Source organism: Bacillota bacterium, assembly GCA_012727955.1.
Lineage (GTDB): Bacteria > Bacillota > Limnochordia > DTU087 > JAAYGB01 > JAAYGB01.
Map to the genome: position 1 here is coordinate 1 of JAAYGB010000003.1, position 20,552 is coordinate 20,552.

The 20,552-nt window shown below is 54.2% G+C and carries 23 protein-coding genes and 1 tRNA gene; 14 read left to right on the top strand and 10 right to left on the bottom strand.

The window, feature by feature from the left end; genetic code table 11:
* Positions 1–91: 91 nt before the first annotated feature.
* On the bottom strand, positions 92–1,447 hold the full coding sequence (gene rlmD / locus GX030_00410) for a 23S rRNA (uracil(1939)-C(5))-methyltransferase RlmD (GenBank protein ID NLV90847.1): 1,356 nt from the start codon (positions 1,445–1,447) through the stop codon (positions 92–94).
* A 212-nt stretch (positions 1,448–1,659) separates the two neighbouring features.
* Between rlmD and GX030_00415 the strand changes: the two genes are divergently transcribed.
* On the top strand, positions 1,660–2,181 hold the full coding sequence (locus GX030_00415) for a chromate transporter (protein NLV90848.1): 522 nt from the start codon (positions 1,660–1,662) through the stop codon (positions 2,179–2,181).
* 111 nt (positions 2,182–2,292) lie between these two features.
* A complete protein-coding gene (locus tag GX030_00420) occupies positions 2,293–2,583 on the top strand; it encodes a DUF5320 domain-containing protein (protein ID NLV90849.1) in 291 nt (96 codons plus the stop codon).
* Between the two features lie 72 nt (positions 2,584–2,655).
* Here GX030_00420 and GX030_00425 read toward each other — a convergent pair whose 3' ends face one another.
* From GX030_00425 to GX030_00440, 4 genes are all read right to left on the bottom strand, one after another.
* Positions 2,656–2,859 (bottom strand): hypothetical protein, encoded by a 204-nt coding sequence (locus tag GX030_00425; GenBank protein ID NLV90850.1) that lies wholly within the window; start codon positions 2,857–2,859, stop codon positions 2,656–2,658.
* A 30-nt stretch (positions 2,860–2,889) separates the two neighbouring features.
* Positions 2,890–3,258 carry a DUF1360 domain-containing protein gene (locus GX030_00430; GenBank protein ID NLV90851.1) on the bottom strand — a complete coding sequence of 123 codons (369 nt, stop codon included), beginning with the start codon at positions 3,256–3,258 and terminating at the stop codon, positions 2,890–2,892.
* On the bottom strand, positions 3,251–3,517 hold the full coding sequence (locus tag GX030_00435; protein ID NLV90852.1) for a hypothetical protein: 267 nt from the start codon (positions 3,515–3,517) through the stop codon (positions 3,251–3,253). The genes GX030_00430 and GX030_00435 overlap by 8 nt, the downstream gene beginning before the upstream one ends.
* Before the next feature lie 137 nt (positions 3,518–3,654).
* Positions 3,655–4,107: a hypothetical protein gene (locus GX030_00440; GenBank protein ID NLV90853.1), complete on the bottom strand. Its 453-nt coding sequence runs from the start codon at positions 4,105–4,107 to the stop codon at positions 3,655–3,657.
* 259 nt (positions 4,108–4,366) lie between these two features.
* Here GX030_00440 and GX030_00445 point away from each other — a divergent pair, with 259 nt between their 5' ends.
* Positions 4,367–5,083 carry a hypothetical protein gene (locus GX030_00445; GenBank protein ID NLV90854.1) on the top strand — a complete coding sequence of 239 codons (717 nt, stop codon included), beginning with the start codon at positions 4,367–4,369 and terminating at the stop codon, positions 5,081–5,083.
* A 100-nt stretch (positions 5,084–5,183) separates the two neighbouring features.
* Here the strand turns inward: GX030_00445 and GX030_00450 are convergent, their stop codons facing one another.
* The 3 genes from GX030_00450 to GX030_00460 are packed head-to-tail and all read right to left on the bottom strand — an operon-like array spanning position 5,184 to position 7,904.
* Complete coding sequence (locus GX030_00450; GenBank protein ID NLV90855.1) at positions 5,184–5,519, bottom strand: hypothetical protein; 336 nt, start codon at positions 5,517–5,519, stop codon at positions 5,184–5,186.
* Positions 5,497–7,548, bottom strand: a complete 2,052-nt coding sequence (locus tag GX030_00455) for a glycosyltransferase (GenBank protein NLV90856.1) — start codon at positions 7,546–7,548, stop codon at positions 5,497–5,499. Before GX030_00455 ends, GX030_00450 begins: the two co-directional genes overlap by 23 nt.
* Positions 7,548–7,904, bottom strand: a complete 357-nt coding sequence (locus GX030_00460) for a hypothetical protein (GenBank protein ID NLV90857.1) — start codon at positions 7,902–7,904, stop codon at positions 7,548–7,550. The genes GX030_00455 and GX030_00460 overlap by 1 nt, the downstream gene beginning before the upstream one ends.
* Positions 7,905–8,061: 157 nt before the next feature.
* Here GX030_00460 and GX030_00465 point away from each other — a divergent pair, with 157 nt between their 5' ends.
* Positions 8,062–8,538: an AbrB/MazE/SpoVT family DNA-binding domain-containing protein gene (locus GX030_00465; GenBank protein NLV90858.1), complete on the top strand. Its 477-nt coding sequence runs from the start codon at positions 8,062–8,064 to the stop codon at positions 8,536–8,538.
* Positions 8,528–9,199, top strand: coding sequence for a hypothetical protein (locus tag GX030_00470; protein NLV90859.1), 672 nt, complete (start codon positions 8,528–8,530; stop codon positions 9,197–9,199). Before GX030_00465 ends, GX030_00470 begins: the two co-directional genes overlap by 11 nt.
* 43 nt (positions 9,200–9,242) lie before the next feature.
* Here the strand turns inward: GX030_00470 and GX030_00475 are convergent, their stop codons facing one another.
* Complete coding sequence (locus GX030_00475; protein ID NLV90860.1) at positions 9,243–10,430, bottom strand: S8 family peptidase; 1,188 nt, start codon at positions 10,428–10,430, stop codon at positions 9,243–9,245.
* Positions 10,431–10,779: 349 nt separating this feature from the next.
* On the opposite strand from GX030_00475, the gene GX030_00480 reads away from it, so the two are divergent.
* Both GX030_00480 and GX030_00485 read left to right on the top strand, forming a co-directional pair.
* The gene (locus tag GX030_00480) at positions 10,780–12,078 is read left to right on the top strand and encodes a sugar ABC transporter substrate-binding protein (GenBank protein ID NLV90861.1); all 1,299 of its coding nucleotides are present in this window, start codon (positions 10,780–10,782) and stop codon (positions 12,076–12,078) included.
* Between the two features lie 132 nt (positions 12,079–12,210).
* The gene (locus GX030_00485; protein ID NLV90862.1) at positions 12,211–12,567 is read left to right on the top strand and encodes a ParB N-terminal domain-containing protein; all 357 of its coding nucleotides are present in this window, start codon (positions 12,211–12,213) and stop codon (positions 12,565–12,567) included.
* Positions 12,568–12,667: 100 nt separating this feature from the next.
* Here the strand turns inward: GX030_00485 and GX030_00490 are convergent, their stop codons facing one another.
* Positions 12,668–14,296 carry a Na/Pi cotransporter family protein gene (locus tag GX030_00490; protein ID NLV90863.1) on the bottom strand — a complete coding sequence of 543 codons (1,629 nt, stop codon included), beginning with the start codon at positions 14,294–14,296 and terminating at the stop codon, positions 12,668–12,670.
* 307 nt (positions 14,297–14,603) lie between these two features.
* On the opposite strand from GX030_00490, the gene GX030_00495 reads away from it, so the two are divergent.
* The 7 genes from GX030_00495 (at position 14,604) to GX030_00525 (ending at position 20,420) form a co-directional block, all read left to right on the top strand.
* A complete protein-coding gene (locus GX030_00495) occupies positions 14,604–15,797 on the top strand; it encodes a hypothetical protein (protein ID NLV90864.1) in 1,194 nt (397 codons plus the stop codon).
* 10 nt (positions 15,798–15,807) lie between these two features.
* Positions 15,808–16,608, top strand: a complete 801-nt coding sequence (locus GX030_00500) for an ABC transporter permease (GenBank protein ID NLV90865.1) — start codon at positions 15,808–15,810, stop codon at positions 16,606–16,608.
* Complete coding sequence (locus tag GX030_00505) at positions 16,595–17,389, top strand: ABC transporter ATP-binding protein (protein ID NLV90866.1); 795 nt, start codon at positions 16,595–16,597, stop codon at positions 17,387–17,389. The genes GX030_00500 and GX030_00505 overlap by 14 nt, the downstream gene beginning before the upstream one ends.
* A gap of 66 nt (positions 17,390–17,455) precedes the next feature.
* The gene (locus GX030_00510) at positions 17,456–18,409 is read left to right on the top strand and encodes an aliphatic sulfonate ABC transporter substrate-binding protein (GenBank protein ID NLV90867.1); all 954 of its coding nucleotides are present in this window, start codon (positions 17,456–17,458) and stop codon (positions 18,407–18,409) included.
* Between the two features lie 143 nt (positions 18,410–18,552).
* Entirely contained in the window at positions 18,553–18,999 is a 447-nt protein-coding gene (locus GX030_00515; GenBank protein NLV90868.1) for a DMT family transporter, read from the top strand.
* A gap of 103 nt (positions 19,000–19,102) precedes the next feature.
* Positions 19,103–20,041, top strand: a complete 939-nt coding sequence (locus GX030_00520; GenBank protein ID NLV90869.1) for a GNAT family N-acetyltransferase — start codon at positions 19,103–19,105, stop codon at positions 20,039–20,041.
* 293 nt (positions 20,042–20,334) lie between these two features.
* A tRNA-Tyr gene (locus GX030_00525) sits at positions 20,335–20,420 on the top strand.
* The last annotated feature ends 132 nt before the right edge of the window (positions 20,421–20,552 follow it).

A 20,552-nucleotide genomic window follows, 5' to 3' on the forward strand; every position in this document is an offset into this window, starting at 1 on the left:
CAAAGAAGCCGAGAAAAATCTCTATGTCGGAAAACCCTTTACTTGTAGGTGCTGTCAGCCCTTCTAATTATCTGCCCTTGACACTATCGGGCTAATTTCTAGACATCAAGCACACTGTTTCGACATGGGGAGTATGGGGGAACATGTCCACACATTGGACTTTATCCACCTGGTAACCTAAAGCGGTAAACTCCTTAAGGTCCCGAGCCAGTGACTTGGGCTGACAGGATACGTACAGGATCTGGGGCGCTTGATACTGCGCCACCTTGGCGATGGCTTTGGGATTAACTCCACTGCGAGGGGGATCCAGGATAATCACATCCGGTTGCTCAGCTAGATTGTCCAGCTGCTCGGTGACATCACCGGCAATGAACTGACAGTTATCCAGACCGTTGAGGGCGGTATTGGTTCTGGCTGCTTCTACTGCTTCCTCCACGAGTTCGATCCCAAACACTTGCTTTGCCTGGGGAGCCATCACCTGGGCGATGGTTCCGGTGCCGCAATAAAGATCAAAGATTACCTTGTCGGTGGTGTCTCCGGCAAATTCCCGGACGGTGGAATACAGCACCTCCGCGCCCAGGGAGTTGGTTTGGAAAAAGGAGAAGGGGGAGATGCGGAACTTAAGCCCTAAAATCTCCTCGGTGAAATGGTCCTGGCCCCAAAGAATCCTAGTCTCATCGCTTTGGACGACATCGCCCTTGGAGTCATTGATGGTGTGAAGAACACCGACTAACTGACCGGTGAAATTTCTTTCTCGCAGCTGCCTAACCAAGGGTTCTAGGTCTAGCTCCCCTTGCGAGGTGGTGACAAGGTTTAGGAGCAGCTGGCCGGTTTTTATCCCTTTACGAACCACCAAGTGACGGAGCACGCCCTGGTGACTGCTGCGGTGGAAAAAGGGAATTTGCTCCCTGCGGCAATACTCCAGTACGGTAGTGAGGGCAAGGGTGAAGTCAGAATCGACGATTTGGCAGTTGTCAGTGGTGAGAATTTCATAGAATCGACCCTTGCAGTGAAGCCCCAGGGTGAGCTCTCCGCCCCTTTCCCGGTCACCAAAGGTGAACTCCATCTTATTGCGATAGGCCCAGGGGGTGGGGCTAGGGGAAATTCCCAGCCATTGAAATTCGGAGATTCCAGCGTTGGCCAGTAGCCGTTGTACCTGCTTTCCCTTGAGTTCCAGCTGCATCTCATAGGGCATGGTCTGCCAGGTACAGCCTCCACAGGGTCCAAAGTGGGGGCACTGGGCCTTCTGTTCCCAGGGGGCCGGCTCCAAGAGTTCTGTCACCCGGGCCTCAATTACTCCCCGCCGTTTCCGGAACACCTTAGCCTCTACCCTTTGCCCCGGAAGCCCGTTATGTACTACTACTCTCTTGTCCTCAACGGTGGCAATTCCCCGATTGGGCAGGCGAAAGTCCTCTATCGTTGCGGTAAAAACCTGGTTTTTTTTCATGCTAACCTCATTCCTTTATGAACAGGCAAGATTGATGTTAAGTAACTACCCTACTAGCACCGGACACAATCTTCGGTCCTTCTGTATATTGTCAGGGGTTCTTGGCAAATATGCAACTCTAGAATCCTCTGAGAGAGGGCAGGGTATTTCGGGTACCTGTTGAAATCCAAGGGATATTATACCAGAGGTAACAGGATAGGGAGGCAAAGAGGATGCGAGTATTGTGGGATGTGTTCATAGCATTTTTCCGAGCAAACATAGTGACCTTCGGCGGCGGTCAGGTGGCAATCCCCTTAGTGGAGACAGAGGTGGTCAACAACTTCAAATGGATGACTGCCGAGGAGTTTGCCAACGTAATTGCCATGGGTAATGCCCTGCCCGGTCCCATTGCCCCGAAGCTGGCGGGATATGTGGGCTACCAAGTTGCCGGTCCCTGGGGAGCAATCGTGGCTCTATTCGGAGCCATCGGACCAACGGTGCTGCTGATGATTGGACTGGGGTCGCTGCTGGCCAGGTATAAGGACAATCCTGTCGTTGAGGGAATGATCAGCGGCGTCCGCCCGGTGGTGTGGGTGCTCTTTCTGCTCCTGGCCTTGGATTATCTTCGATTTGTTAAGAGCGTGCCCACCGGGATCATTGCTGCCGCTGCCTTTGTGCTTGTCTATGTCCTCAAGCTTCATCCCGTAGTGGCGATGGTGCTGGGATTGGTGGCCGGAGGCGTTTTTCTGAGATAACAGGCGAAAAAAGTAGAGGAAAATTATTGACATATGCTCACATCGGTTCTATAATACTATTGAGCATATGCTCAATAGTAAGCGCGCGCATAACCTCAAGGAGGAAAGATTATGCCAGGATTTGATGGAACCGGTCCAATGGGTTATGGTCCAATGACAGGTCGTGGTGGAGGGTATTGCATTGCCTATCATTGTGGGCAAGGCTATGCCCGGCCCCGTTGTGGGCTTGGTCCCCGCAGGGCTGGCGGGCGATGGGGTAGAGGGCTTGGTCCAGTCTATGCCTATGCCAAGGATCAGAGGGAGTGGCTTGAGGAGCAGGCCAGCTGGCTTTCCCAGCAGTTGGATTTTGTGCGGGGGCGACTTGATGAGTTATCGAACGACAAGCAGGATGAGTCCAGCTAGTTACTGGATTTGGCACACAAAGAAGGCGGGGAATCTCTATTTCCCCGCCTTCTTTGCATGCCCGTGGTGCTCCTAATCACAGCTCATAGGTATCTCGTCATCGACACGGACAATGCAATTGCTTTGAGTTAGAGAATCTACGTCCGCTTCGGAAAGATCGACCACTAGGGCTCGAGCCAGGGGAAGGGACTTGAGGATCCTCCCGCCGCTTTGCTGCACTAGCTGGGAGACCTCCGGTAGTTTACCTGCATCGCTGTATACCACGATCCTCCTCACCGGCACACCTCCTCATCTGCTAGTTCTTGGCTAGATTCGGGTTTGGACCCAATGCTCTACCAAGGATTGAATTGCCGAGATCGCCAGCAGGGCGATAATCCCGTGGACGAAGGGCCCGGCCCAGACTGTGTAGAGTACGAGGAGCAGTAAGCTTACCCAGAAACCGGCACACCAGTGGCAGCGCAATATCCGACCAAGTAGGTTGCGAATTCCCCGACCCCTAGGCGTTGGAGCAGTAAAGGTTAGCCCGGAAGGCGCCAGATCCTGCTCACGATAGTCAAGGAAAAACCCGCGCAGTGGCTGCATCACTTCATCGAAGACCAGCAGGTGTGTGAGTCGAAAGGAAGCTAATCCCAGCACAACCAGGGTCACCCAGGAGATATTGCCCATATCAATCATTCATTAACTCCATCAGCTGTTGAATCTGCTGGGGAGTAAGATTGCGCACTACGTTGGGGTCGACGTTAACGCCTAATTCCTTGATCAGCTGCTGCAAAGTCCCTTCATCTAAGGCATTGGTGAAGCTGGCGAAGTTTTCCGGGGTTAACTGCCTTCCACTGTACTGATTTGCCCGTGATTGCAGGTTGGAAATTGTCCGCTGGTCGATCTGCTGGAGTTTTTCTCGGGCTAATCTTTTGGCCTCTTTTTTATCTCTCATGATCGGTCGCAATCCAGTGCGACCATCACCACCTTTCCTGCGCTGAACCTTAAATTCCCGTCATTACTACTATATCGAGGGAGGGAGGGATTTGTGACTTGTCGTCTTGGGTCAAATTGCCTAGGCTTGCTGCAGGCCTATCGGCGGACAAACAGCAGAAGCAACACCAACAACAGGATCAAGCTGTTGGGTGAGGCCTGGGTCTGCTGGCGGTTCTGGTATGCCTCTCTGGCTAAGGAGTTTTTCTGAAGTCGCTGACCCGACTGCTGCCTTAGATTCAGCAGAGCCGATAGGCCCTGAAGCAGATCCTCGGGAGCAGGAGGCTCACCTTGCAGCACCCATTGAACTAGAGGCAGCATCGCCCCGACGTCCTTCATTAAGGGATGGTCAGCGGGTGCCGTCGGTCTCGGTAGTTGTCGTGGGGCTGGCGGGGATGGGCTGGTGGATACCGCTGCTCGGCTCTTGATGTCTTCCAGGGAGCGGTTCAAATCGTCGAGCTTGCTTTCCATTTCGGTGACGACATCTATAATACGGTCAATTCTTGGGTCAATCTGACCTCCGTCATACCTTGCACCGGAATTCATTGCCATCGACGGTCATCTCCTTTTTGAGTCGTACCCAATTTGCTTACTATATAGCTCTATGCGGTGATAGGACTGCAAGCTATAGGAGGGCACTCCCGATTAAAGGGGCAAAACTCCCCAAAGGGCGGGGCTCGGCATTTGCAGTGAATTTAGGACCCGAGGGCTAGCGCCAAAACCACTAGGGAGAATATCTTGATATCGATAGGTCTTACCACGCAGCCCCCTTGGGGTCAAGGCCGATAGAACGAAAGGAGTGACTAGATAGGTGGAAAAGAGGATTCTAGACAACGACCGGATATCTCAGCAAGTGCTAGCCCAAGTAGAAGAAATAGAGTCCCTTCAGAACATCGTTGATGATGAGCCAGGTTTCTTTATGAAGGCTGGCAGAAACTTCCCCTATAGCTACCTTCATGGTGAGGTAGGAGCGGAAAGAGCGGGGAAGCGTGCCGAGTGCATCCTGGCTGAGAAGGTAATCAACGAGTGCTTCTTGACCGAGTGTCCCATCATTCTCCGTACCCACATTCCCGGCGTCGAGAGCATCGAGGATTGCCAAATTATCTTCGTCAAGCTGCTAAAAGTCTCGGTCCCAGAGGATGACGTAGTGGAGCTCAACTTCCGGTTCGTCTTGAAGATCGAGGTTAACACCGACTTCAAGGTCTTCCGGGTCGTAGACTTCACCAAGCGGATTGCCCTTGAGGGCGCGGATCGGGATGCCTTCAGACAACGGGTTCAGAAGATTCGGGTCTTCCGCTTTGCTCAATGCCTCGGCTGTCGGATTATCGATGATGACACCGTTGAATGTGAAATCGGACTCTTTGCGCTAGTTAAGATTACTACCTTGGCCCAACTACTGGTGGATGCCGAGTTCTGCCCAATGCCTCCTGAGTGCGTCCAGTTGTCGCCAATTGGCTGCCCAGAGTTCTTGGAGAGAGCAGAGCGAGGCGACTTCATGCCGCCGGTGCCACGGCAATTCTTCCCGTAAAATCGGAAAAACAACTAACCACAAAGGAAGCCACTGGCCCTTTGTGGTTAGCCAAAAAACACCCCGCTGGCTAGAGATTAGCCCCGGGGTGTTTTTCTGCTTAGCCTAGTTTTTTCTTGATGGCGTGGGAAAGGCGATTGGGGTAAACATGCCCAATGCTTTGGATCTCACCATCCATGGTAACGATGGGGAGATTACTCAGGCGTGTCATTCTTCTGCGAACGTTGGGATAGGCCGATAGATCCTCCAATTCGACATCGACGAACCGGCATGCCACTTGCTCGCCGAAGAGGCGGCGAAGTCTCAGGAACAGTCCCTGGGCGATTTGAGCCTGGCTGCGACTTCCGCCGCAGGAAGCACAGTACTTGGCATTAGGCGAGCCAAAGACTAACACCTCAATGGGCTGCTTCGTCTCAGGACTCGGGATCTGTTCCATCGTCTCCCCTTCCTGGCTCCTGATTTCCTGCTGCGTCGAGCTCGGCTGATGGTAGAACGGTAGATGGAAGGGTAGAATCGGGTTCTGACGTTGGCTCGGTGGCGGCATCGGAGTCCGTTGCGGCAGCTGATAGGGTCGCCATGCTTGGTTCATTCACTTCACGCTCCTGGTCTGGAATTCTGATATCTACTCGTCTTGTAGCCAGCCGCAGGTGAGTGCGAACCCGTTGGGTAATCCGATCATAGTAGGTGTCAAAGGACTCATCCTTAGCATCGGTATCTTCGGAGCGATGGCCCTCCCGCCGCCCCAGTTTTTTCTCCAGATAGGGAATGGAATACCACGCCCATTGCCGGAGGTCGTCACTGGGGATCTGCAGGCCGCTGAGAATATCAAAGATATTGATCACGATGGGCGACAGCGGGCTCTCCAGGAACGTTACTGCACTGTTGAGCAGATGGGCGGCCCGTGAACTGGCAATTCCCGGTATCACCACCAGGTATCTAACCTGCGGCCCCAGGTCCCTAATTGCCCTTTGGAGCTTGGCTTGAATCGAGGTCACAGATTCGAGGTAGGTGGCGACAAAGCCGCTACCACTGGGGGTGCCCCTTAGTGCTACCTCTGCCGGCAGGGCAGTGCCAGAGAAGACTTGGGCCAAGTACCGGGCCAGTAGGGTGGCGTATTTAGTTTGGGTGATCGCTTCCTCATCGCTTCCGACGGTGGCAATGGGCAGGAAAGCCACCGTTGATCGGCTTGGTTCGGGGCTGAGCTCACCTCGGCTTGAGGTTTCTAGTCCCATCATATTCGGCACCGGCCGAGGCCGAGCAGGACCGGGCTCCCGAATTGTGGTGGTCTCTTCCCGCTCCCTTTCCACTGGCTTTGGTTCCGCGGCTGCCACCGAGGGCTCAATTTCGGTAATTTCCGGCGGAGAAGGAAGGATAGGGGTAATCTCTGCCGGCTCATCCTCAGGGAAGGGCTCAGTTTCGACTACCGTCGGTAATGGCTTCTTCTCCTTCGGGGGCACATCGTCGAAGACCACTTCCCGACCAAAGACGGGGCGAAGGGGTCTGGGCTGTGAACGCCGACGACTGGGTGGAGCCTCTGGCGGTTCATCGCTTTGAGTCTCTTCCCCTTGGGGTGGGACCGGTTCTGATATGTCGTCATCTTCCCGTTGCCATCGGGCTCTGGGGGCAGTTCCTTCGGTCACAGTTTCCCTTCCGTCAGACTCCGTCACCGGTTCAGAGGTTTCCTGCCAGGGTCTGGTCTCTGGCCGCAGGAACAGCAGATGCATCAGGTCGTCAAAGTAGGGTGTATAGGGGCTTTGCCACAGCTTTAGGGCGGTGATCACGTCTTGCTTCTTGGTCCGCCAGGATTGGCGTCCCAGTCTAGCCTGGAGAGATTTGTTGTGCTTGCGGTAGTTGTAAACGGTGTAGTCGACATAGGCAAAGCTGTATCGTGCCAGGACTCGAATGGTCAATCGGTGGGCTTCCCGGAGCTTGCCTCCCATGGTGGGCCAACCGCCCACGGCCACCACCGCGTCCCGCCTCCACAGGCGCGGAGCAAAAAAGTCACAATCCACCAGAAACTGATGCTTGTCTTGATAGGACTTACCTCGAAGCACCCGGATGGGCATCGCCCCGGAAAAACCCTGTCGATGCATCCGCACATTACCGTAGACAAATCCTGCATCCCGGGGCCAGTTTCTGGTGATCCGAATCATTTGTTCGATGGCCGTGGGATCCAGCCAATCGTCGGCGTCCAGTTCCAGCAAGAAGCTGCCGGAGCAGCGATTCAGCGCCTCGTTAAGGCAGTGGGCCTTGCCGGTATTGCGGGACAGCCGGTAGGTTCGGATCCGCGGATCCGTCAAAGTGCGCAGATACTCCCTAGTGTTGTCGTCGGAACCATCGTCAACCACGATCAGCTCCCAGTCATCGCTGGTCTGATTGAGGACGCTGTCGATGGCCTGGGGCAGGTACTCCCCTTGGTTGTAAGTGGCCATGAGAATGGAAATCGTCGGTCGAGCAGCCAACATTAATCACTCCTTCTTGCCATACCAGGGCGATTACTTAGTTCTTGTTTGATGCGGTAGGTGATGACGGTAGGAGAGAACATACCGGGCATCACAATTTTCCCGTTGATTAACGTCAGGGGCAGGGACAGCTGTCCCTGTTTGATCTGGGGGGCAATTTCCGGGAAGTCGGTGAGGTCGTCTCGGGAGACATCAATGTAACGGTAGTTGACCAGATCCCGGAATAATTGGCGCAACCTATGTCCCAGTGCGATAGCCATTTCTTCCATGGTGCGGCCTGTTTGGCAGCCACTGCAGGCTCGGACATGGGGCGCTCCAAACATCACCACCTCAACGGGACGAGGACTGGAATTGTCCACAACCCATCCCTCCTTGATCCTAGAGGCGTAGTACCCAGTGTATGCCGGGAGAAAAGGAGGTGTGCTCGGGCAAGTTGCCCCCTTACCTTCACATCTTGGGGCTAGGATCCATATACTATCGGGAATCGGAATGGGTAGCTTGCTTGGAGTGATGGAAATGGCAAATAGATACAGGGTCAGAATCGGTCAAGGCCGCCGGGTGACATTACCCAAGGAATTTGTTGCGGCGCTGAAAGCCAGGCCGGGAGATTATCTCGTCTTCGATGTTGACCGGGGCGTCTTTTCCCTGGCTGACGGGGACAGCGATTCCACAGAGCTTGAAGAAGATATCGCCTCCTTGGCCCAGGAGCTTGGGGATATCCCACTCAGTCAGATTGGCAGGGCGACGGTGGTATCCAAGGAAAGCGCCCAGAAGGGGAGAGTGGCCTATCGAGCCAATCTCGACAGAACGAAGTCCTTGGTGGCCCAGTACTTTGCTGGGCTGGGAGTGCCTCCAGAAATTTTAGCCAGGGAATTGGCCAATTTGACGGAATCCACAACGTCCATTGAGGAGACAGGCGAGACACAAGAGGAACCTCGGGTCCAGGAATCTGAGACTACGAAGGACAAAGGAGGGAATGGGGATGGCAGGTAGCGGCACCGCAAAACTGGAAGAGCTCACGGCTCAGGTGGAGCAACTATCAGCGATGTTGGAGGAGGTGGAAAGCAACCTCAAGGGAATCCAAGAGGCCCGGGGACAGAACCGATGGCCGCGCCGAAGGTTTGCCCGCTGGGGACCGGTAAGAAACTCTCAGTCCCAGGGCGAAGAAGAGGGCAACGGCGAGGATACAACAACTCACTCCGGTAACTATCAGGAGTATCCGTTGGATCAGCAGGCTCCCACCAGCCAACAGGTCCCCCCTGAAATGATGTCAACTCTCGGTTCGCTCTTTGGTAAGTCCCCCGCGGAGATGTCCAGTTTGCTCCAAACTGCGCAGCAAATTCTCGGTGGGATGAAGCCAATGGCTTCCGGTTGGCAGCAGGGTCAGGAAGCCAACGGCAGCTCCGGGGGAGTGGTCAGTCCAGGAGAAGCAGGGGATGTGGGAATCAGTGCCGCTGTACAGCGGGTTAGCCACAGCTTGCCCAGCAAGCTGCAGTCGGTATCTCATCAATTGGCGGAAGCCGCCAGTGAGGATCCCTTTATTGGCACTGCAGTCCATATCGATGCAAAGCTGCGGGAAATAAGCGACACCGTTGAGGGGTTTATTGGCATTCTGCTGCTTTTACGGGATATGGCCGGTAAGTACCGGCACTAAAAAGGTGAGGAGGCGGCTGGTGCCGCCTCTCTACTTGGTCCAGCTAACGTAGGGAATACCACCGGGAACTACCACTGGGCCAAAGCATCTGGGATAGTCGCTGGACATTAACCAGTCCGGCTCCCTGGGAGGTCCGACTGGCCTGCTGCAGTGTCACCGCAGAGCGGGTTAATAGGGAACGCACCTGGCTCGGGGATGCGTCGGGAATGACCCCCATGATTAAAGCCGCTGCTCCGGTAACGAAGGGTGTTGCCATGGAAGTGCCGTTCAGACTCTTGTAGGTGCCGCCTAACCAGGTGGAAACAATGTCCTGTCCGGGAGCGGAAATGTCAACTTCCGGCCCTCGGCTGGAAAAATCGGCGATGTGATCGGATTTCGTTGTGGCGGCTACCGAAATGGGTTCTTCGTATCGAGAGGGGTAGTTGATTTGGCCATTGGGTCCATTGTTACCGGCGGCACACACCATGGTGACACCCCGGCGGTGTACTTCTTGCACAGCCTCTTTGAAGGTTTCATTGGTCCGTTCCGAAGATAGACTGAGGTTGACTAGGCGAATGTTGTTGTCTATGCACCATTGCAGTCCTTCGATCAGGTCCGATAGATTACCGGAACCAGAACGATCCAGGACTTTGACGGCGTACAGCTCGACATTGGGAGCTACACCGACAACACCAAAGTTGTTATTTAGAGCCGCGATAATTCCGGCCACATGGGTGCCGTGTCCGTTATCATCGGAATAACTACCGCCGGACGTGATGGTGTTGACTCCTCCTACTACCTTGCCCCGTAGGTCGGGATGGCTGGTTGCAATTCCGGTGTCGATCACTGCCACTGGAACCGGTGCTAAGTTCTTATCCTGAGCTACCTCCGCTTCAATACGCTCCCAGCCCCAGGAGGGAATTTGGTTGAACCGGCGGTCGCTTTGACTTCTGCTGCGGAGCATCAGTGGGAAGGGCGCGATTTTCACTTCGATATCATCGTCGATGCGGAGAATCCCCCGATGGTTCAGCAGTTGGACCGAGGAGGCTTCATCGGCCTCATCCAACTCCACGGCATAGGCATTGGCCAAGGGAAGGGCCTTGAGGGGCCGCATCGCACACCTATGCAAGGTATCCTGACAGGAGCTCAGCTCCATCCCCGGTTGAAACACTACAAGTTTTCGGCGGCGTTTTCCCCGGCGGGGGCGGGTCAAGGCTGCCCGGAATCCGGCGAGAAAACGAGAATCCTTCATTCCTTCGTCCCTCCTTTGGGCGATGCAGCCGCGGACGGACGAGGACTAAAAAGACGGTTGAGGTTATTCTTTAGCTGCTCTGTTCCGGGGAAGGACAAGAGCAGCAGAATTAGAATAAGAAAAAGAGAAAAGCCATTTACTGGCACCGGTGTACCTGGTGCCCTTTGACCTTCCTTGGATTTGACCACGGTAATACCTCCTAACCTCTTCTCCAAGCGGCATCATCAGATGTTCTGGGCGGTATTCTCTTATCAATGTATGAAGGGGTAAGGGGAAGGGAATGAGGTTAGGCTCCTATTTGACCGAGCAGGAAGGCAGCGTGGGATGGTAGTAGTGGGGTGGTAATATCTTGGCTAGGTGCAAAGTAAGGGTACCGATCCTAATTCTTTCGGCTCTTTTTTTATTTCTAATTGGACAAGCAGAGGTTGCAGCACAGGAGAAAATTACCTGGTGGCATTGGAATTCATCGCAGTATATGCAGCAGCTAACCCCCCTGATTCAAGAGTTTGAGGAGCGCTGGTCCTGTCAGGTGGTTGCCCTGGAGATGCCTTGGGTGGAGATTCGAAATCGCTTGGAACGGGCAGCCTTGACCCAAGACCTTGATAGTTTGCCTGACGTAATCTCCATCAGTTCCCAGTGGTTCAGCCAAGTAGCTCCCTTGGGAATCCTGCTGGACTTGACGGACTATTGGAAGGGTGAGGGGGAGCCCTATCGGGATGTATTTCCCGGGGCCTTTGAGTTGTGGCAGGATATCGATGGAGCGCTCCTTGCCTATCCCTTTGACCTGGACATTCAGGCTCTGTTGTATAATCAAGAGCTCTTTGAGGCAGCGGGAGTGGCCCTTCCCACCGAAGACTGGATGTGGGACGATTTGTTAGAGGCAGCGGTGAAGTTAACGGTCCCTGCCCCGGGGTCGTCACAGCCTTCCCAGTATGGGTTCACCAACTGGTACTTCAATTGGGCCACCTTGGTGTGGGCCAACGGAGGCAGTCTAGTGGGGACCAATGGGGCTTTGCTGTTGTCCCAACCCCAGACCAAGGGGGCCTTGGAGTTTTATCGGCAGTTTTGGTCGGGACCGGTGAAGGTGGTGGCCGATGAAGAGGCGGCTTTGGCTGCCAATTTGCGCTATCCTCCACAACTATGGCAAAGGGGTCAGGTGGCAATGATGCCTGCGGGATCCTGGGCTCCCAAGATGTGGACCTGGAACTCCAAGGAAGAGGAGTACCTCTTTGACTTTGGAGTCGCTCACTTCCCCGCCAGTCCCATCGGGCGCAGGGCAGTGGAGGCCAGCGGCCAAGGGGTAGCCATCATCGCCGGCTCCAAAAACGTGAGCCTGTCCCTGCGCTTCCTCGAGTTCTTGTTGGAAGAGGACGTGCAGCGGTTGATTGCCAGTGTCTTCAATCAGTTTCCTGTTCGCTATTCCGTTGCCTTTTCCCCCGCGTTTTTAGAGAGCAGTGATGGGGTAAATAAACAGATCTTTGCTGAGGCAGCGCAGTATGCTCGGCCGATGCCCAGAACCCGGAATTGGCATGAGCTCTGGCCCATTGTGCAAAGGCATGTCTCCCGTTACCTGCGGGGCCAGGTGGAATATGAACCGATGCTGGAGAACTTGGCTAGGGAAGTGCAGGTGCTGGAGCAGAAGCGGTAGCTTAATGACAGAAGTTATCATTAACAAATGTCTTACACAGTCTTTACACCCTGTCAATTGAGCAATTGCCCCCCTCCTTTTATACTGAAGGTGCCCGATGGCAATAGCAGTGAAGAGTGGGGGGTAATGGGCATGTGGTCATTGTTTTCCAGACAAAAACCTCTCCGTTCCTTTGAAGAAGAGCGACCAAAACATAGAGCGATTAATCTGCGCCGTATCGGCGTCACTCCCATCGAGGTCGATAAGATAGTCGGCAGCGTCGATCGGTATCAGGATTTTGATGTCAACTTTCAATGGCGGTGGCGTAGGCCCGATGACCGCTCCAAGCGGATTGAGGCGGCGATGATGCGGGGCGAAATCCTACCGCCCATCGAGGTATACGAACTAAAGGACGAGTATTTTGTTCTCGACGGTCACCATCGAGTCGGAGCAGCTAAGAAGTTGGGCCAGGCCTTCATCGATGCCGACGTTCATCGGATAATATCTTAGATTTGAAGTGCAGATTAGGCTAGAGGCACAATAAGAAACGGGTGTTGGCAAGTTTTCCTTGCCAACACCCGTTTCTTATTGCTGGTTATTTACCGAAAGATTAGTCGTCATGTTCTGGAAGGTTGGGGCTGGTATGGGTGGGAGTATAGTCAATGATCCAGTTCCCGATGTTTGATGCGTGGTCAGCCACCCTTTCCAGGTTACTGATGACATCGAGGAAAATAATCCCTGGCGTGGTCAAACAGGCCCCAGCATTGAGTCGGGCCATGTGACTGTTGCGCAGCTGGGTCTCCAACTCGTCAATTTGCTCCTCGTACTTATAGAGGTTGGAGGCCAGGGTCTTGTTATCCGTTTGAAGTACGGAAACAGCTCTTTCCACTAGGGCTAAGACTTGATCCCGCATCAGGACCAATTCCTCCTGAGCCTGTTCAGAAAAGCCTAGCTTAGCCTCAATTTTCTCCAATGCCAATTCACCGATGTTTTCTCCATGGTCGCCAATTCGCTCCAAATCGTTGGCCACATTGAGCATCATGTTAATCATTTCAGATTGCTGGTCGCTAATGGATTGTTTGGAGATGTCCAGTAGGTACTGAATCCCCTCATGCTCCATTTGGTTGACTTCTTGCTCCAGTTGAAAGGCCCGCTGTACAGCCTCATCGTCGTTGTTGAGGACTCCCTCTGCAGCCAAGTGAACGGTTTCCTTGGCAATTTGGCCCATCAGGACGAAGTGCTTTCTAGCCTGCTGGAGGGCAACGGCGGGAGAATGCAAGAATCTACGATCTAGGTAGTGAGGCCTGCTTGGTATCTCAGTTTCACCGGGTATCAGTCTAGTGACCAGAAGTACCAACACCCCGATAAAGGGTAACTGGATTAGGGTGTTGGCAACGTTAAAGCCGGTGTGGGCATTGGCAATTTGCTGCACGATGCTGGTGCTTGAGCGGAGCACTATCGGTACCACCAGCGGGAATATGATTAGAAAGATAATAGTACCGATCACGTTGAACAGCGTATGCATCACTGCAGCGCGGCGAGCTGCCAGCGAGGTACCAATGGAAGCCAGCAAGGCGGTCACTGTAGTACCGATATTGTCGCCAAAAAGGACTGGTAAAGCTGCCTGCAAACTGATGGCGCCTTCCCTTGCCAGTCCCTGGAGAATACCAATGGTGGCCGAGCTGCTTTGCACTATACCCGTTAATCCGATACCGGCTAGGACACCGAGAAAGGGATTTTGGGCAAACCTAGCCGTCAGGTCTGTAAACCACTGCATGTCAGCCAAGGGCTTCATGGAGGTACTCATGGTTGTCATGCCCAGGAACAGCAAGCCAAATCCAACCAGGGCTTGTCCCACGTACCGGGTTCGCTTGTTCTTGCTGAACATGATAAGCAGTACACCCAATGCTGTGGCCGGGAGGGCTGCCTCACTGAGATCCAAAGCAATGATCTGAGCTGTCACCGTAGTTCCAACGTTGGCTCCCATGATCACCCCGGCAGCTTGCCTTAGGGTCATCAGTCCGGCATTGACAAATCCTACAATCATTACCGTGGTGGCGCTGCTGCTCTGGAGGATGGCAGTGACTACAGTTCCCATGATCACTCCCGTGAGGGGATTTCGTGTCAACACCTCCAAGAGCCGGCGTAATCTATCTCCGGCCACTTTTTGGAGTCCATCGGATAGGGTCTGCATTCCATAAAGGAATAGACCAAGGCCTCCAAATACACCAATCAGCATGTCCAAATCCAAAGGAAACTCCCCCATCGTTTCACAAGTTTTCGGAACATTATTGCCCGTAATAGTATAGCACGATCTTCTTGGGGTGTGTGGGATTTTGTTAGTTCATGATGGTGGATGATCCAAAAAATTAACCTTTCCTTCATCCATGAGCAGGTATTGAGACAAGGGATGCCAAAACCTGTTTGTTAAGGAAAGCCGATCCGATGGTGTTATTGAAACGCTTGGGTTTAGGATGGGTTGTAGACAGCCAGATATACCTGGAACTCGTGGTGTGCATCACCGAAGAGCGGGAGTGAGTGAATTTATGACCGAAAAATTGTATCATCGCGATCCCTACCGGATTGAGTTCACGGCGCAGGTGGTAAGTCAGAGGCAAAACGGTGATGGTCTGTGGGAAGTTGAGCTCGATGCAACGGCCCTGTACCCTACTTCTGGGGGACAACCCTATGATGATGGATTTTTGCAGGGGCAACCGGTAATTGAGGTGATTGAAGAGGGGGATACCATTATCCACCTGTTGGAGAATCCTTTGCCTGAAGACGAACGAATTCGGGGCAAGGTGTGTTGGGTGCGACGCTTTGATCACATGCAGCAGCATGCCGGTCAACACATCCTGTCCCAGGCCTGTCTGCAGGTGGCCCGGGCAGAAACGGTAGGCTTTCATCTTAGTGATAACAGTGTTACCATCGATCTCGATGTGCCCCAGTTAACCGCGGGGCAAATCCAGCGGATCGAGGACTTGGCGAACCAGATAGTCACCGAGAATCGCCGGATTGTTGTTCATGTTTTCCCGACGGCCGATGAGATAGATCTGCCCATTCGAAAAAGCGGCAAGGCCGAAAGCGACGTGCGGGTTATCGAGGTGGAGGGTTTTGACTACTCCCCCTGTGGCGGCACCCATCCCCGCAGTACCGGGGAGATTGGTTTGATCAAAATACTGAAGACGGAAAAGGTCAGGGGAAACACCCGGGTTCACTTTGCCTGTGGTCAGAGAGCCCTGGAGGATTATCGGTTTAAGTCTGAGATTATCGATGAAGTGACCGGTTACATGACGATAGGAGCCGAGGATCTTCCCGACATGGTGCGCCACTGGGATGACCAGATTAAGACCTTGAAAAAGCAAGTCAACGAGTTGACATCGTCCCTGCTGAAGTACGAAGCCGAGGCCATCGTGGCAGCCGCCGACAGTGACGGAGTGTATCTCTTGTCCTATCCCGAGCGGGGAGTAGAGGAGTTGCGACAACTGGCCGCGGGGATAGTAGGGTTAGATTCAGCGGCAGTGGTCCTGGCCGGAGTTGCCTCACCCAAGCCCTTTGTGTTGGTGGTGGCGGGAGAGGATAGCGGCATCGATGCCTCTCAGGTCCTTCGGGAGTGTGGTCAGGACTACGGTTGGAAGGGCGGGGGAACGGCCCGGCAGGCTCAAGGGAGAGCTGAGGCGGAGTCTCTGGAGGAAGGGCTGCAGGCCGCCCGTCGTTATATAATTGGTCAGCAAAGATAGGAAGATTGGTATGGCTAATGAGTTCCGGGGGTTTCACAGGCGAGTCAAAAGGGGTATACAGGCGATAGTACTTCCGATGGCAGTTGTCGGTGGCTGGTGGTTGGCCTGTGCCCTGGGGGTTGCGGCTCCCGGGACGATTCCGTCGCCCCAGGAGGTGGTGGAGGGCTTTGTTCGGTTGCTGGACAACGGCCGGTACTGGCAGCATGTGGGAATTAGCCTCTCCCGAGTTTTGGGGGGATTTACCTTGGCGGCGGTGATTGCCGTTCCTGCAGGTATCCTGATTGGGTCTCAGCCCGGGTTTCGCCGGGTGGTATCCCCAACTCTGGAATTTCTCCGCCAGATTCCTCCGGTAGCCTGGGTGCCCCTGTTTATTGTCTGGCTGGGTCTAGGCGAGGCACCGAAGCTGGCGGTAATTGCCTATGCTGCCTTTTTCCCCATATTACTGAATACCGAGATGGCGGTGGCAGGCATTGCCCAGGAGTACGAAGAGGTGGCCGCGAGTTTATGTCTGTCGCCTCGGCGTCGCTGGCGTAAGTTAGTCCTGCCGGCGGCAAGTCTGGGGATTTTCACCGGCCTGCGACTGGGGCTGGGGATGAGTTGGCGAGCCTTGGTGGCAGCGGAGATGTTGGCGGCCTTTTCGGGGCTGGGCTACATGATTATGGCTGCCCGATCTTTGGTCCGGCTGGACGAAATGTTTATTGGTATCCTAAGCATTGGGGTCTTCGGATTGGGAGTGGATTGGGCCGGGAGAAGGCTGCAGACCCGGTTGTTACCTTGGGCGGCGGAGGGGAATAAGGGTGCAGACAAGTAAAGAACAAGCCGTTGCCCCTCGGCCGGTACTGGAGTTTTCCTCTGTTAGAGTGGTTTTTTCCGGTAGAGGTGAGCCTTTACTGGCGGTAGAGGATGTTTCCTTTGCGGTGAACCGGGGAGAAATACTGGCCTTGATGGGACCCAGTGGATGCGGTAAGACCACTTTGCTGCGCCTGGCAGCAGGACTGCAGCGGCCTACCGCGGGGATGGTCACCTTTTGTGGTCGGGAAATTACTGGGCCCGGGCGGCAACGGGGAATAATGTTTCAAGAACCCCGCCTGTTTCCTTGGTTGACAGTTTCTGACAACGTGGCTTTGGGAATGGCGGAAGGAACGGAAGTAGAGAAAGTTGAAGCTCGGATCGATGAGTTGTTGACCCTGATGGGAGTTGCCGACTTCGCTGACCACTATCCTCGGCAGTTGTCCGGGGGAATGGCCCAGCGAGTGGCCTTGGCCCGGGTGTTGGCCATGGAACCTGAGGTGTTGCTCCTCGATGAGCCCTTCTCGGGGCTAGATATAGCTAACCGAGTGATGCTGCAGGACGCCTTGGGGGAAATTGTCCGTCGCCGGGCCCTCAGCGTGGTCATGGTGACCCATAGTGTTGATGAAGCCTTGTACTTAGCCGATCGGGTCTACGTCCTTAGCCCCCGTCCCGGGCGAATTCGCCACTGCTTGCCGGTACCTTTACCCAGGCCCCGGGACCGAGTGGATGCGGCATTGCATCCCTATCGGGCACAGATAACCCAATGGTTGGTGGATGGGGCCCGTCATTTGGATGATTAGTGAATGGCTTCCCAAAGGGGAAGGGGTCACCGGAGAGATTATTGAGCATGAAAAGGAAGGATCGTGGTGATGAAGCTGAACTGGAACAAAACTTTGCTCAGTATAGTAGTTTTACTGGTTCTCTTGGGTAGTGTCGTGGGGGCACAGCCAAGGAAGACAACGCTCAATGTTAGCTATAATCCAATGCCCCTCAACGTGCCCAGTATTGTGGCTAAGGAGAAGAATCTGTTAGAGGATGAGTTGGCTTCCTTGGGAGTTAAGGTCAACTATCGGCAGTTCTTGGCGGGATATCAGATGACCGAGGCAATGGCTGCCGGGGAGCTGGATTTGTCTCCAGTGATGGGAGGAACCTCGACCTTGACCTCGGCCGCAGGCGGTAGAAATCTTCGGATCGTAGCTGCCTATGGAAGATCGCCGGGAGGCTTTGCCCTGGTCACCAAGGCCGACAGTCCCGCCGGGGGAGTTAAGGATCTACTAGGTAAGAGGATTGCTTTGCCGGTAGGTACCGAGGTTCACTACCTTCTGGCTAAGCTCTTGGAGCAAGAGGGTAAGTCCCTGGCTGATGTTGAGGTAGTCAACATGCTGGTTCCCGACGGGGTAAGTGCTCTGATGGGTGGACATGTAGATGCCGCCATGGTGGTCGAACCGGTATTGACTCGGTTGAGCTCCGCCGGACAGATTAAGGTGATTCGCGACGGTGTTGGAGTGTTCTCGGGGATGACCCTGATTACTGCCTCCGATGCCCTGGTTTCCCAACATCCTGAGTTGATTGAGGCCTTTTTGCGGGCCCACAACAGGGCAATCGCTTATATCGAGGCCAATCCCGAGGAAACCCTGGCCTTGGTGGCCGAGGCCACTGGGCTGCCGGAGAACATCGTCCAAAGGATTATGCCCAAGTACACCTTTGATCCCACCCTCGATGAAGGGGCCTTGAGTTCCCTCATGGATACAGCGGATTTTCTCTATGCCCATGAGATTATTCGCAGGCCAGTGGATGTAGAGGCTCTCCTGTGGCGATAGACCCGCAAAGGGAATCAAAGAAACTGAAATGAGAGGAAGGCAGCTTCTTTCTTGGAGGAAGCAGTCTTCCTCTTTTTTTGCCCGAGGCGATGGGTGGGCATACTAAATCCTTGAACCAACAATGTAGAGGGAGTGGAAGCTTCATGGATAGTGCGCTGCTGGCTTTGGCTATTGCCTTTCTCTCGGGGATGACGATGGCAGTACAGGGAACGTTAAACTCCGCCTTAGGTCAAGTGACGGGGTTGTGGGAGGCAACCTTGATCGTTCAGGGGGTGGGTTTGGCAGTGGCTGGGGTGTTGGTCTTTCCCCTGGGAACCGGTAGTTTGGCCAAGGCGGTACAGGCCCCTTGGTATACATGGCTGGGCGGGGCTCTAGGGGTGTTGATCGTGTACACCGTAGCCAAAAGCATCCCCAAGGTGGGGGTTGCCCCGGCAACCACCGCGATTATTGTGGGGCAGGTGGGGACAGCCTTTTTGCTAGATCATCTGGGCATTCTCGGTTTGGAAAAAGTCCCCTTTCAATGGTCTAAGGCTTTGGGTTTGCTCTTGTTAGCCGGAGGAGCTTGGCTGCTGTTGCGGCAAGTCCGGTGAGGGGCTGAGCGGTTTACTCCTCCCATTGCTTCATGGTATACTAACCCTCGTGTGTCTCGGGCCGGTGGTGTCAAAGGACCGGGTCCAGCGAGGGGGAGAAGTTATGGTTTGGCAGAGGTTCCGCCGCCAACTGCAGAGGATTGTAGATGAAGAGCCGAAGTTGGACGCGGTGGACAGGGGCAGCAGCACCGTGGTGAAGGTGGAGTTTGAGAAGACTGCCCTCAAACTGGAGATGATAGTTCCCGAGGAAACGGAGTGCCTGGTGGCAGAGGCGGTGGTTCCTGCTCAAAGGGAAATCGGTTTAGGGGTGCTGGCCGCGGTGAGCCAGTTGGGAGAACAGTTGGACCAAGGTTCAGTGGTCATTGAGGAAGAGGGAATTCCAAGCCGGATTTGGAAGGACAGTCAGTATGTTCGGCAATATTACTACTGCCTGGAGGAAAACAGGCAAAGGGCCAAGGCCGATATCGATGGATTGATTATCAGCGGTGTGCTGGGGGCACTGCGGGCGAAACTGCAGCACCGGTTACAAAGTCCCGTGGAAATGGAGTTTTCCATGGACGAACGTCCTTATATATTGTCGGTGGACCTTCACACTCCCCTTTCGGCGGAGGAGAAAACACCGGCTTTCCACCTGTACTGTCACCTCCACGAATTGACGGGGGCCCTGTACGTGGAAAAGGTGGAGATTCCCAAGGAGCAGCGGGGTTCCGGTATCGGCAGCGAACTAGTGGATTATGTTAAATGGTTCAGCCAAAGGTATGGGATCTCATATCTTTATCTTGAAGCCAAGAACACGGCAGAAGGATTTTGGGACAAGCAGGGTTTTACCTATGTCTATCGGCATAATTTGCTGAGGGCCAAGCGGCGGGAAAGGGCAATGAGACGTCCTCCGGGCTGGGAACGTTCCTGGGTCGGCGACTACCGGTTGCAACGGGAGTTCTGGTTATATAAGAATCACCCGCAGGATGACTTGGATTTTGTTGGTGCCTTGCGGGTGAGAGCCGGTGAGAAAAACGGGGTTGACTTCGCCGCAAATCCTTGATATATTATCAACGCTGACAGTTGGCAGTGACTGCGGTCGCCGTTAACTGTCAGTCTCGTCAAGGGCAGGTAACAATGGTTGGATTTAGAACCTTGACATCTGCAAGCTCCTGTGATAAATTATTAAATGTCCGTCGGACACAACGACGACGGAGGTAATCAGCCGACAATCGGCGGTGCAGGATTTATCGACGGAGTCGGAGAATTACCAAAAAGTGGACTTGACAAGCGATGGTCAAGCTGATATACTTCCGAGTTGTAGCTTGCTATTAGCTTTGGTTGCAGAGAAAGCGTGGAGGGATACCCAAGTTGGCCAAAGGGGGCAGACTGTAAATCTGTTGGCTTCGCCTTCGAAGGTTCGAATCCTTCTCCCTCCACCATCTTACAAGCCCGCTTAGCTCAGTTGGTAGAGCGCAACCTTGCCAAGGGTGAGGTCGCGAGTTCGAGACTCGTCTACCGCTCCAGATAAGCCGATGTAGCTCAGCAGGTAGAGCACTTCCATGGTAAGGAAG